The sequence below is a fragment of the Pandoraea thiooxydans genome (genome assembly GCF_001931675.1).
Lineage (GTDB): Bacteria > Pseudomonadota > Gammaproteobacteria > Burkholderiales > Burkholderiaceae > Pandoraea > Pandoraea thiooxydans.
The window spans coordinates 612,641-625,538 of record NZ_CP014839.1 but is presented as its reverse complement, the minus strand read 5'-3'; the positions used below and the strand labels follow the sequence as shown (position 1 = coordinate 625,538).

At 61.9% G+C, this 12,898-nt stretch carries 12 protein-coding genes; 7 read left to right on the top strand and 5 right to left on the bottom strand.

Annotated features, from left to right (window positions below; all coding sequences use genetic code 11):
• The gene (locus tag PATSB16_RS02820) at positions 1–642 is read right to left on the bottom strand and encodes a response regulator (RefSeq protein ID WP_047212532.1); all 642 of its coding nucleotides are present in this window, start codon (positions 640–642) and stop codon (positions 1–3) included.
• Between the two features lie 418 nt (positions 643–1,060).
• Between PATSB16_RS02820 and PATSB16_RS02815 the strand changes: the two genes are divergently transcribed.
• Both PATSB16_RS02815 and PATSB16_RS02810 read left to right on the top strand, forming a co-directional pair.
• Positions 1,061–1,774, top strand: coding sequence for a response regulator (locus PATSB16_RS02815; protein WP_156884822.1), 714 nt, complete (start codon positions 1,061–1,063; stop codon positions 1,772–1,774).
• Positions 1,758–3,032 (top strand): ATP-binding protein, encoded by a 1,275-nt coding sequence (locus PATSB16_RS02810; protein ID WP_047212531.1) that lies wholly within the window; start codon positions 1,758–1,760, stop codon positions 3,030–3,032. The genes PATSB16_RS02815 and PATSB16_RS02810 overlap by 17 nt, the downstream gene beginning before the upstream one ends.
• Before the next feature lie 120 nt (positions 3,033–3,152).
• Here PATSB16_RS02810 and PATSB16_RS02805 read toward each other — a convergent pair whose 3' ends face one another.
• From PATSB16_RS02805 to PATSB16_RS02795, 3 genes are all read right to left on the bottom strand, one after another.
• Positions 3,153–3,443: an H-NS histone family protein gene (locus PATSB16_RS02805; protein ID WP_047212530.1), complete on the bottom strand. Its 291-nt coding sequence runs from the start codon at positions 3,441–3,443 to the stop codon at positions 3,153–3,155.
• A gap of 325 nt (positions 3,444–3,768) precedes the next feature.
• A complete protein-coding gene (locus PATSB16_RS02800; protein ID WP_047212529.1) occupies positions 3,769–4,422 on the bottom strand; it encodes an FMN-dependent NADH-azoreductase in 654 nt (217 codons plus the stop codon).
• Positions 4,419–4,973, bottom strand: coding sequence for a GNAT family N-acetyltransferase (locus tag PATSB16_RS02795; RefSeq protein WP_418303882.1), 555 nt, complete (start codon positions 4,971–4,973; stop codon positions 4,419–4,421). Before PATSB16_RS02795 ends, PATSB16_RS02800 begins: the two co-directional genes overlap by 4 nt.
• Before the next feature lie 110 nt (positions 4,974–5,083).
• On the opposite strand from PATSB16_RS02795, the gene PATSB16_RS02790 reads away from it, so the two are divergent.
• Positions 5,084–6,280, top strand: coding sequence for an amino acid aminotransferase (locus PATSB16_RS02790; protein WP_047212527.1), 1,197 nt, complete (start codon positions 5,084–5,086; stop codon positions 6,278–6,280).
• Positions 6,281–6,492: 212 nt separating this feature from the next.
• Positions 6,493–8,298, top strand: coding sequence for a peptidoglycan D,D-transpeptidase FtsI family protein (locus tag PATSB16_RS02785; RefSeq protein ID WP_047212526.1), 1,806 nt, complete (start codon positions 6,493–6,495; stop codon positions 8,296–8,298).
• A 26-nt stretch (positions 8,299–8,324) separates the two neighbouring features.
• Here the strand turns inward: PATSB16_RS02785 and PATSB16_RS02780 are convergent, their stop codons facing one another.
• Positions 8,325–9,032: an HpcH/HpaI aldolase family protein gene (locus PATSB16_RS02780; protein ID WP_047216210.1), complete on the bottom strand. Its 708-nt coding sequence runs from the start codon at positions 9,030–9,032 to the stop codon at positions 8,325–8,327.
• Between the two features lie 330 nt (positions 9,033–9,362).
• Between PATSB16_RS02780 and PATSB16_RS02775 the strand changes: the two genes are divergently transcribed.
• From PATSB16_RS02775 to PATSB16_RS02765, 3 genes are all read left to right on the top strand, one after another.
• The gene (locus tag PATSB16_RS02775; RefSeq protein ID WP_047212525.1) at positions 9,363–10,535 is read left to right on the top strand and encodes a pyridoxal phosphate-dependent aminotransferase; all 1,173 of its coding nucleotides are present in this window, start codon (positions 9,363–9,365) and stop codon (positions 10,533–10,535) included.
• A 104-nt stretch (positions 10,536–10,639) separates the two neighbouring features.
• On the top strand, positions 10,640–11,710 hold the full coding sequence (locus PATSB16_RS02770; RefSeq protein WP_047212524.1) for a porin: 1,071 nt from the start codon (positions 10,640–10,642) through the stop codon (positions 11,708–11,710).
• Between the two features lie 35 nt (positions 11,711–11,745).
• Positions 11,746–12,885: an aminotransferase class V-fold PLP-dependent enzyme gene (locus PATSB16_RS02765; protein WP_047212523.1), complete on the top strand. Its 1,140-nt coding sequence runs from the start codon at positions 11,746–11,748 to the stop codon at positions 12,883–12,885.
• Positions 12,886–12,898 lie beyond the last annotated feature (13 nt).

Sequence of the window (12,898 nt, the reverse complement as noted above, 5' to 3'; positions counted from 1 at the left end):
TCAACCGATGCCGCTGCGCGTGGCATATTTGTAGAGATCGACATCGCGGCCGATACCGAGCTTGCGCATCGCGTTGTTCTTTTGCGAGCTGACGGTCTTGATGCTGCGATTCAGGCGCGCCGCAATTTCGGTGATGGTCATGCCTGAGACGAACAGCCGGACCACTTCGACTTCACGAGCGCTGAGCAGCGGCGCCTCGCCGCCCCAGCTCTCGTCGGATGAGGCCTGATTGAGGCGGGCCGCCAACGTCGCCGGCACATAGTGGCTGCCGTCGGCCACCACGGTAACCGCCTCGGCGATCCGCTCCTGGTCGTCGGATTTGGACAGAATCGAGTGCACACCCAGTTTGAGCATGCTGCGCAGGATCGCGAGATTCTCCAGCATGGTCAAAACCACCACTTTGACGTCCGGATAGTAGCGACGAATATAGCTGATGAGATACAGCCCATCCTTGTAGGATCCGCCCGGCATGGAATAGTCGGTAATGATGACGTCGCATGGCATTTTTCCGAGTTGCGCGATCAACTCCGACGAGTCGGAGGCCTCCCCCACGATCTCCACGTTGAGCCGGTCTTTCAGCATCAGGCGAATACCGAGCCGCACGATCGGATGATCATCCGCGATGATGACTTTGATGGTCATGTTGCTTCTCACATTGTTGAATCGATTGGAAACCCTGAGGGTAGCGACGGCCGGCGCACGGGTCGCCGCACCTGGTTGGGCGCACAAGCAATCGGATTCATCCGAGGTTTGTTGGAGCCCGGGGTATTCTGTCAAACCTTCCGAGCCACTTTAATGGGATTCATCCTAAATGGTCGGGCGGCCACACGGGCCTGACTCGAGCTGCGGCCTGGAGCGCAGGCAAATAACGGATGAGACAGGATCGGAAAGCAAGAACGCATGCGGCGGGCGGTGACGAGCATGCCTGCGTATGACACCGGTAACATGGCAATTATTACGATGCGTTACAAACGACGGCTATCGTAATGAATCGAAACATATCGAAATTCAAATGGCCGCCAAGGCCACTATGATGATGAATCGAACGCACGCTGCTCCCATGAAAATCCTTGTTGTCGACGACGATCCTGACTTGCGCGACCTGCTGCGCGAATATTTGACGCGGCATGGCTTTGCCGTAGCCGTCATGCACGACGGCGAGGGCTTGGCCGCGCGTCTCGAGCGCGAGCGGCCCGCCCTGATCGTGCTCGATCTGATGATGCCCAAGGTCGACGGCCTGAGCGCGCTGCGCGACCTGCGCTCGCGCAACGACGACGTGCCGGTCATTTTGCTGACCGCTCGAAGCGACGAGATCGATCGCATCGTCGGGCTGGAGATCGGCGCCGACGACTACCTCGGCAAACCGTTCAATCCACGCGAGCTGCTGGCCCGCATCAATGCGGTGATGCGACGCCATCGGGTCACCAACGCGGCAGCACCCGAGCAGCGCGAGGACTATGCATTCGGGGCGTTTCGGCTGAACTTCCACGCCCGCACTCTCGCCCGCGATAACCAGATAATTCCGATGAGCGACGGTGAGTACGGTCTGCTCAAGCTGCTGGTCAACCACGCGATGCAGGTTCTGAGCAGGGAGCGCATCATCGACCTGCTCTACGGCGCGCACAGCGAAGTCAGCGATCGCGGCATCGACGTGCAAATCTGGCGCCTGCGCAAGCTCCTGAACGAAGATCCCCAAAACCCGCGTTTCATCCAGACCGTGCGAGGGCGCGGCTACATCTTCGTACCGGACGATCAACATGAAGCGCCGCTTTGACACGCTGTTCGGCCGCCTCACGCTGCTGCTCATCGCAGTGCTGATCATCAGCCATTTCTCCTGGCTGACCATTTTGCGCAACGACCGCCGCGAACGGCTATTCGAATATTCCGCTGATCAGATGGCGTTTATTTTCCGCAGCGCGCAAGCTGTCATGGACGGCGATTCCCGAATTCCGCTGCCGGATTCGGTCCATTTCGAAAAGACGCTGTTCGACGGCCGGAACACATTTACACCGACCGGCCAATCCGAACATCTCACTCAGCAGCTTGCGCAGCGCCTGCCGCCGGGCACCGACCTGCGCATCGAGCAAAGCGTGCCGCCGCGGATGTGGGCGAAATTACCCGGCGCAAAGCAATGGATTTCAACCCCGATCGTGATGGTCCATACACCGCCGAGTGCGCTCAATGCGATCCTGCCTGGCGTGTTGACGGTGTTGCTGATCACGGTGATTTTCTCGGTGCTGACTGCCTGGCTGCTGCAGCGGCCGGTGCGAGACATGGCCGAGGCCGCCGAAAAGCTGGCTACCGGCGGGGAGGTCGAGCCACTCAAGGAACGCGGCCCGCGGGAGCTGCGGCAGTTGACGGAACGCTTCAATCGAATGATCACCGACATCGCACAAGCGGAGCGCGAGCGCAATACGATGCTTGCCGGCATCGCTCACGACCTCAAGACGCCGCTGTCGCGCCTGCGCCTGCGCGCAGAAATCGTCGACGATCCCGCGGTAACACGCGGCATTGTGCGCGACGTCGAATCGATGGCGCGCATCGTCGACCAGTTCCTGCTGTTCGCGCGCGGTGCCGAGCCGCTCGGACCACCGGTGCCGGTCGACAGCCGGCTGCCCTATCTGCTGCAGGTTTTCGCCGACCAGGGGTATGCGATCGATACGGCGCTGCACGCAGGCCCCCACTTTCAACTCAAGACGACCCATCTCGAGCGCATCGTCAATAACCTGCTCGACAATGCCGTCAGCTACGGCCGGGCGCCGCTGACGATTTGCACGGCACGCACGGCCGATGGCTGGGAACTGGCGATCGAAGACAACGGCCCTGGCATCCCCGATGAAGATCTGGCGCGTATCGTACGCCCGTTCGTGCGCCTCGATCCGGCACGCAGCGGCAATGCGCATTGCGGCCTGGGCCTGGCGATCGTCGATAAGCTGGCCCAGCAACTGGGCGCCAAGCTTGTCCTCAGCAATCGTGCGGCGGGGGGATTGAGAGCCGCGGTGATTTTCCCTTTGCGGGATGGCGCAGCCTGAACGCTGCAAGTGGCGTTACAACTATCGTTTCACACAACAGGGGAGCTCGCATTAGCGGCCGATTCCTGTCGCCCCTGGCGCTCGCCGATTGAAGCACGTCGACCAAGCGCGAGCGATGCGCTATTCGATCAGAAATTTTTCTCGATTCCGTCCGATCCATTTGGGCGCTCTGCCTCGCCCCGACCAGGTTTCACCGGTTGCCGGATTCATATACTTGGCGACCACCGGTCCCTTGCTGGCCCTGCGTTGCTTGCGCTCGACCGATAAGCCCAGATCTTTGGCAGTCAACTCGTATTCTTCGATTTTTTGCTTGATATCGGCGATGACCGCAGCCACTTCTTTGGCGCGCGCTTCCTCGATCTGCTTTTCTATTTTCTCACGTTGAGCAATAAGTTCCTTATAGCTGGGCATGCCTTATTTCCTTGATTATTTATACGAGCTTATAAAATAGCAGAATTTTAATCAGAAAAAAATTGGGGCAAACTGCACAGCTCTTGAGTAACTATTCAATTTAATGTCGAATTCAATAAGATCATTCTTGCCTTTCTCATATTTCCGACATCATTTGCGTCGCAACGAATTGGATATTTCGTTTCAAAACGTTAAATTCGACTCATCAGTATGTAAGAATTTTTCTATTTCCATTTGAAAAATGGATGAATCAAGTTGGAATCCATTTCCAATTGAAGACAAATCGATTAAATCGGGTACTTTAAAAAATTGCGCCGGCCCATGCTCACCTGACAGCGTTCATTGCCGACAATCGAGTTTCGGCGCCATCGCCACTCGCTCCATTCAGGAGCGACCATGCCCGATGCTCCACTTCGGCCTCCGTCAGCGGCCGGCGTGCCAGCCCCTCAAGCGCGATGAACTCGACCCGGCTTATGCCGATGGTCGCCAGAATACTACGTAAATACGGAGTCAGAAAATCCGGTTGGCGAGCCGCCTCGCCAGTGTAATCGCCGCCGGCAGCCACCACGACGTATGCGGGCCGATCCGGCAATAAGCCGACTTTGCCGGCCGGCGTGCCGCGAAATGTGCGGCCTATGCGCACCACTTGATCAATCCACGCCTTGAGTGCCGCCGGTACTGTGTAGTTGTGCATTGGTGTGCCAATCACCAGGCAATCGGTCTGCTCCAATTCGGAGATCAACATTTCCGAATAGTCAAACGCCGCAACTTCTTCGGGATTGCTCATCGCAGAACGTGCCAGAACTGCCTCGGCATAGGCATGGCCGACAAATGGCGGCGGATCGACGCTCAGATTGCGCTCGACCAAGCGAGCGTGCGGTGCCGCCCGCTGCAATTGCTCGAGCAAGGCGCGCGCGACTCGCGCGCTTTGCGACGCCTCACCGCGCGGGCTGCATTCAACGTACAGAATGTTTTTCATGCGGGGCGGACCTCTTTATTCAGTGCCAGATTAAATCGCATGGCAGTGGCCAACATCCCCTGCCGATAATAAAACCGCTGCGCCAAGGCGTTCGAGAGCGCAGTGTCCAGCACCAGTTTCGCGCAGCCCTGCGCGCGCGCCTCGTCAGCCAATGCTTCGAGCAGCCGCTGGCCGAGCCGGCCCCGGCGCTCGGTCTCGAGGGCGACGAGATCATCGACATAGAGGAAGCGCCCGTACACCAGGTTTTCCTGCAACCGGTAGCCCGCCAAAGCCACGGCGTGGCTGCCGCGCCAGGCCGCCAACAGGCGGTAACCCTGCTCGAACTGACGAGACACTCTCGTCATGAATTCCTGCTGCGAGCTCAGGTGAGGCCGTAATTCGCGCATTGCGGGGTAGCAGGCGGCAATTTCTTCATTGTTGACGGGATGTCGCAATACCGTCGCCACGGCGGTCGAGTCTGAGGACATGATGAATTTCTCCAGGTCGGATCGAGCCCCCAATGTAGCGCGGCGATGGCTCATGATTAAGAGCCAAGTTTCTTCGATTTGCATGGGCCATCGATAGCGATAACGGCCGACTTCTGGTAAATATGGGAGCGCTACGCCGCCCGACCGGCGGCGCAACATGACCATCCCCCCCTTTTTTCACAAGAGTCTGTCATATGTTCGAGCATGTCGAAGCCTACGCCGGCGATCCTATTCTCAGCCTGGGCGAGGCCTTTCAGAAAGATCCCCGCGCCAACAAGGTCAACCTGAGCGTCGGCCTGTATTACGACGAAGAGGGTCGGCTGCCATTGCTGAAGTCGGTGCAGCAAGCCGAGGCCCGCCACGCCGCCAAGCTCTCGCCGCGCCCCTATCTGCCGATGGAAGGCGACGCGGCTTACCGCGCGGCAGTACAGCAACTGCTGTTCGGCGCCGGCCATGAAGCCGTCAAGGCCGGCCGCATCGCCACGATCCAGAGTATCGGCGGCTCGGGCGCGCTCAAGGTCGGCGCCGATCTGCTCAAGCGCTACTTCCCCGCCAGCCAGGTCTGGGTCAGCTCGCCCACCTGGGAAAACCATCGCGCGATATTCGAGGGCGCGGGCTTCACCGTCAACGACTATCCCTACTACGACAAGAGCACTGGCGGCGTGCAATTCGAGGCGATGCTCGCGAGCCTTGCGCAACTGCCGGCTCAGTCGATCGTGCTGCTGCACCCCTGCTGCCACAATCCGACCGGCGTCGATCTGGACCGCACCCAATGGCAGGAAGTCGTCCGGGTGGCCAAGGAGCGCCAGCTGATCCCGTTCATGGATATCGCCTACCAGGGCTTCGGCGACGGACTCGATGAAGATGCTTATGCGATCCGCGCGATGACCGATGCCGGCGTCAGCTTCTTTGTCAGCAATTCGTTCTCGAAGAACCTGTCGTTCTATGGCGAGCGCTGCGGCGGCCTGTCGGTCGTTTGCCGCGATGCCGAGGAGGCCGCTCGCGTGCTGGGCCAACTGAAGGCAACCGTGCGCCGCAACTACTCCAATCCGCCGACTTACGGCGAGCAGATCGCCGTCACGGTGCTGACCGATCCGGCATTGCGCAAGGAGTGGGAAGACGAAGTCGCCCAGATGCGCGTGCGCATCAAGGCCATGCGCACACAGCTGCATGACGCGCTCGTCAAGCAGTGCCCTGGGGTCGACTTCAGCTACATCGTCAAGCAGCGCGGCATGTTCAGCTATACCGGGTTGTCCCGCGAGCAGGTCGAGCGCCTGCGGGACGAATTCGCTGTGTACCTGGTCGGGTCCGGGCGCATGTGCGTGGCCGGCCTGAATGCGAAAAACGTGGCTTACACGGCACAGGCGTTTGCCGCAGTCATGCAGCAGTGAGTCGAGGCCGACCGAGACTGGCTCCAAGGTAGCCAGTCTCGGTCGGCAGCCTGCGAGCGTACGCGCGCACGTGTAAAAAATTCATTGCCGCGAAAATGCCAGCACCACATCGCGGGCGAGAAACCGCCGGAGCCGCTGCATTGAAATGCCTCCCCGGGCCACCGGGAATGCACTATCATCGCAGAAATCACGCGGCAGGCACGACACCGGACATGAAGAGCGCCCCCCAACGCAATATTCCCCTCAACTCCACGCCAATTCTCAATCGCGGCACCTTCGCCTGGCGCTCAAGACTGGTCGTCGCATTCATTACCCTGGCTTTCATCGCCCTGGCCGTGCGCGCATTCTGGATTCAGGGGCCGGGCAACGCCTTTTATATCAAGCAAGGCGAGATGCGCTACGAGCACCAGATTCCATTGCCGGCGGTGCGCGGCCGCATTCTCGATCGCGATGGGCGAATCCTGGCGGTCAGCCTGCCGGCCGACGACGTCTGGGCCAATCCGGTGGAAGTGCCGAAAGACAAACCGCTGACCGAGCTGCCCGAGCTCGCCAAATTGCTCGGTGAAAACCCGGCCACACTGCGCACCAAACTGACCGATGGCCGCAAGTTCATCTACCTGAAACGACTGGTCACGCCGACCGTGGGCAAGGAAGTCCTGGCGCTGAAAATGCCGGGCGTGCACGAGACGCGTGCTTACAAACGGTTCTATCCGGAGGGCGAAATTGCCGCACACGTGGTTGGCTTTACCAACGTCGAGGATCAGGGCCAGGAAGGCGTCGAACTGGGTGAGCAGAGCCTGCTCAAGGGTACCGGTGGCAGCCACCTGGTGATCGAAGATCGGCTGGGGCGAATCATCCAGGATCTCGGCGACGACGTTGAGCCGCGCGACGGGAAAAATGTCGAGCTCTCGCTCGACACCCGCATTCAGCTGGCCACTTATCTGGCGGTCAAGGACGCCGTCAAGCGCACCGGCGCCAAGGCAGGCGCGGCCGTGGTGCTGGATGCGAAGTATGGGCAGGTCCTGGCCCTGGCCAATTATCCTTCGTACAACCCGAACAATCGCGAGGATCTGACCGGAGACCAGTTGCGCAACCGCGTTCTGACGGATTCGTTCGAACCGGGCTCGATCCTCAAGCCGGTGACCATGGCGTTGGCGCTGCAGCTGCATCGGGTGACGCCGACCACGACCTTCGATACCGGCAATGGCCGCCTCGAATTTCATGGCGCGGTCATCAGTGACGACAGCGCCAACCATGTGATTACCACCACGCAGATCATCACCAAATCGAGCAACATCGGCATGACCAAGATCTCGACGCTGCTCAAGCCCGAGGAAATGTGGGACATGTTTACCGACATGGGGCTGGGCCAGGCGCCCAAGCTCGGCTTCCCCGGTGCCTCGGCTGGACGGGTACGGCCGTATCGCTCGTGGCGTCCGATCGAGCAGGCGACCATGGCATACGGTTACGGCATTTCGACGTCGCTGTTCCAATTGGCGCGCGCCTATTCCGTATTCGCCAACCACGGCGTGATGGTGCCGTTCAGTATCTTCAAAAACACTGAACCGACCCCGCCGGCCGGCGTGCGAATCATCAGCGCACACACTGCCCAGGAAATTCTCGACATGCTGGAGACCGTGGTGCAGCCGGGCGGCACCGCGCCGACGGCGCAAGTGCCGGGGTACCGGGTCGGCGGCAAAACCGGCACGGCCTACAAGCTGCGTGGCCACACCTATGACCACAGCCTTTACCGCGCCTCGTTCGTCGGCATCGCACCGCTGTCCAACCCGCGCCTGGTGATCGCCGTGTCGATCGACCAGCCGCGCGCGGCCGAGCACTTCGGCGGGCAGGCTGCGGCGCCCGCATTCGTGCAGATCGCCAGCCAGGCGCTGCCGATGCTCAACATCCGACCCGACAACGCCGTCAAGCCGACCGTGATGCCAGGCGGCGCATCGGCGGTGCAGGCGGCCGCGCCATCAAAGGCGCCTCCCCAGAGCGCACCAGGACGCCACGGTTGAGAGCCCGCGCCTGGCGCCGTGTGCAGTCAGGCCAGCGCGCGGCGCGCCGCCAAAAACCCCTGCTTCGCCACGTCGATGTCGTTAGCGGCCACCGCCAGGCGGTATCCGTTGGCCAGCGCCGTGCGCGCGGCGGCTGCATCCTGGGTGAACACGCCGCATGGCAACCCGGCTTCCCGCGCCGCGCGCAACACATGGGCGCAATCGCGGGCGATCACCTCGGGGTCGCCAGTGCCGCGTGAGAGCGCGAGATCGCCGGTGCCGACAAACAGATAGTCGACGCCGGGCACAGCGGCAATCGCCGCGGCATTCTCCACCCCCCGGACGGTTTCGATCAGAACGCCCACGGCGACCTGGCGGTCGGCCTCCAGCATCGCTTCGACTCCCGCCAGAAGAGGGCGCACACCGCCCGCCGAGCGCCTGCCCAGAGGCGGATAGCGTCCCGCCGCCACGGCTTGCCTGGCATCGGCCTCAGTCTCCACCAGCGGCACCAGCACCGACGCGGCGCCCGCGTCCAGCGGTTGCGCAATCGCATGCGGCGAATTCTCGGCGCAGCGCGCAATCACCGGCACGTCCGATCCGGCAGCGGCGATCGCCGCCTCGAGAGTGCCGCGCTCCCACAGACCGTGCTGCAGATCCAGCACGATCGCCCCCGGAGCGGCGTGTGCGGCAAATTCAACCAGCGCGACGCTGCCCAGGGACAGCCAGATCAAATCGATCGATTGCTCAAGGGACATCTTGGATTTGAGCGGCTTAAACATTATTAAAAAGCTCCGGATACATGGGGTGTTTCGAGGAAGAGCGTCTGCGCGACCGCCCTCTGGGGTCGTACGACGGCATTTTGCGTCGCACCGATAAACTGAATTCAGAATATTGAAAAACGAATGACGTGTCAAACGCAGCAAGACCAATCACCGTTCGCAACACCACGAAGCCATAAACGTCATGGTTTACACGTAAATTACGCAAATCCACTTGCTTGATGCTTAAATTATCTTAGAATAATCTGAATTCAGAATTCATCAAAATTGAATTGCGGCGCCTGCCTGCATAACGCGAGGGAAATCATGAGACTTACCAGGGAATCGATCTTGTCCATGCCCGATTCGCCAATCATCGACGTGTGGCGTCTGGGCATCGGCCGTCCTGAGGTCATCGGCCTATGGGCCGGCGAGAGCGATCTACCGACGCCCCAACCGTTCTGCGAAGCGGCCAATCGCGCGCTGGCCGCGGGACATACCTTCTATTCGCCCAACCGCGGCATCCTCGCGCTGCGCGAGGCGATTCGCGCCTATTACACACGGTTGTGCGGCATCTCGATCGAGGATGAGCGCGTCGCGGCCACCAGTTCGGGCATGAACGCCGTGATGCTTGTTTCGCAAGCCATCGTCGAACCCGGCGACAACGTGGTCTGCATCACGCCGTCGTGGCCGAACATCCTGCGGGCGATTCATATCGCCGGCGGCCACACGCGCGCAGTACCGCTCGGCTATGGGGAGCACGGATGGAGCCTCGATCTGCAACGCCTGTTCGATGCATGCGACGAGCGCACGCGCGCGATCTACTACGCCTCGCCGGGCAACCCGACCGGCTGGATGATGTCTGCCGAACAGCAGCGCCGCCTGCTGGATTTCGCCCGGCGGCGCGGCATCGCCGTCATCGCCGACGAGGTCTATCAGCGCATCGTCTATGACCGGTCCTATGCGCCGTCGATGGCGGAACTGGCCGCGCCGGACGATCCAGTGTTCGTGGTCAACAGCTTCTCGAAGGCGTGGGCCATGACCGGCTGGCGCATGGGCTGGATGATCTACCCGCGCCCGATGCTTGCGACTTTCGAGAAATTGATTCAATTCAACACCAGCGGCGCGCCGGCTTTCCTGCAGGCTGGGGCGGCGGCCGCGCTCAACGATGGCGAGCCGTTCGTACGCTCGTTCGTCGAGCGGTGCCGCAACGGCCAGCGTCTCGTGCTCGATCGCTTGCGCGCCATGCCGCGCGTGCGCGTCGTCCCCAATACCGCGTCGTTCTACCTGATGTTCGAAATCGACGGTGTGCGCGACACGCTCGCCTTCTGCAAGCGCGCGGTGCAAGAAGCCGGCGTGGGTCTGGCGCCAGGCGTGGCGTTCGGTGACGAATCGGCGCATCAGATCCGCCTGTGCTATGCGCGCAGCGACGCCAGTTTGAGCGAGGCCATGGACCGGCTGGAGCCCTTTATCTCAAGGCTCGGGCCCGACGCTGCCTGACGGCAAGCGTTTCTCTCCAAGCATTCGGCCGTCTCCGACGGCCGGCAGCGGTAGCGACCAACGCCTCCGTCCCGGGGGCAATACACAAGAGAAAGAGGAGATGTATGAAACATAAAAGTCACGCCGTCGTACTGGCCCTGGGCGCCACCTTCGCCGGTACTGCGTTGGCGCAAAGTTCGGTCACGCTGTATGGCATCGTCGACCAGAGCGTACGCTACACGACCAACGCGGACGCCGCGAACAACAGCAGTGTGCAATTGACCAACGGCGCGATCACCAACAGCCGTTTCGGCTTCAAAGGCGAGGAAGCGCTGGGCAACGGGCTCAAGGCGATCTTCGATCTCGAAAGCGGCTTCGATCCGCAAACCGGCTACCTGAATCAGGGCGGCCGGATGTTCGGCCGCGACGCGTACGTCGGGTTGTCCGGCCCCCTGGGCACCATCAAGCTGGGCCGACAGGGCACCGAGGCATTCAACCTTTACGGCGATTACGATCCGCTGACCGTGGGTAACTACACGGCAAACTCATGGGCGTTTTACATGACCGACGCGCGCATCGACAACGCGCTCAGCTATGACGCCACCTTCGAGCACCTTCATCTGGGCGCGACCTACGGCTTCGGGCAACAACCAGGCAGCCTCAGCAAGAACGCTTACTGGGGAGCGCGCGCCTCGTATGACCTTGGCCCGTTGAGCTTCGGCGCCGTCTATCAGGAATTGCACGACCTCGCCAATAACGCGCAACGCATGTGGGGCCTGGCCGCGCGCTACACCACCGGACCCGCCAAGCTGTTCTTCGGCTATATGGGCGGGCATGACGCCACCGGCATCGTGGACGCCTCGCTCAACGATCCGAGCCGCACGGTGAGTACCGGCTCGTTCGTTGCCAATCCGCGCAAGGACTCGACGTTCTTCACCGGCATCACCTACCAGGCCACGCCCGCCCTGTCGCTCACCGGTGCCGCCTATTACGACGACATCAAGAACGTCAATGGCATTTCCGGCAACAGCGGCAAGCGCTACACCGGCGCGCTGTGGGCCGACTATGCGCTGTCGCGACGCACCCAGCTCTACGCCACGCTCGACTACAACAAAGTCGATGGCGGCGCGTACACGGAACTGCCGGGCAAGAGTAACCAGACCGGTGTAGCCGTGGGCATTCGCCACATTTTCTAGAACACGACGGTAAATCGATGCAAGCAAACCAACTCATGACTCACCGTGCCGGATCGCATCGCGACGGCTGGCTGTTGTACCACTCGGTCGGTATGTTCCCCGGGCAGGAAGACGCCGTGCGTGCTGCGCTCGATACGTTCGCCTCGCAGTGGTGCCGCCCCGATCTCGGCCGCTGGGATTACGGGCTGCAGATCAGACAGCGCGCCCTGGATGACTGGGCTCGCCTGGTCGGCGCGCCGGCCGGCTCGGTGTTTGCCGCGGAGAACGTTACCGAAGCCTTCGCCAAGTTCGTTGGTGCACTGGGCCGGGAGCGGTTGGCCGGGCGCCGCGTGCTGATCGCCGCCGACTGCTTTCCAAGCCTGCACTTCATGCTCATGGGCATGGCGCCGGTGCTCGGATTCACGCTCGACACGGTGCCGCTGGCCGAGCATGCCGCCTTTGTCAGCGACGACGAGTTCATCGCCCGGTGGGACGACGGCGTGGCCTTGGCAATCGTAACCTGGGTTACGTCCACCGCTTCCAAGCGCGCGGATCTCACACGCCTGGCGGCGCACGGTCGCGCGCAAGGCAGCCTGATTGCGGTCGACATCACACAGGGCGCCGGCATTCTCGAGTTCGACGTCGCCTGCCCGGCCGTCGATTTCGTCGCCACCACCACGCTCAAGTGGCTGTGCGGCGCGCCTGGCACCGGCCTGGGTTACGTCAACCCGGCGCTGCTCGACGCTGCGCTGGCGCCGCTCGTGCAGGGCTGGTTCAGCCAACCCGATCCATTCAACTGGGATCTCGCGCGGTTTTCGCTGGCGCCCGACGCGCGTCGCTTCGACAATGGCACGCCGTCATTCCTGCCCTATGTCGCCTCCGGCCCCGGACTTGCCTGGCGCCTGGCGGCCGACGCCAGCGCGCTGCGCGCCCACAACCTGCAGCTCGCGCATCGCCTGATGGCCATGTGCGACGCCAAGGGCTACCGGCTGCGCTCGCCGCGCGAGGATGCGCGGCGCGGCGGCAGCGTGATGGCCGAGCTGCCGGCTCACGTCGACCCGCGTGCACTGGAAGTCTCGCTCGCGCTCGAGGGCATTCTGGCGGACACGCGCGGCGCGACCATTCGCTTCTCGCCCGGCGTGCTCACCACTTCAGCCGCGCTCGACCGCCTGGCGGCGCTGCTGCCCGATGCATAACCACCGTAGTGAT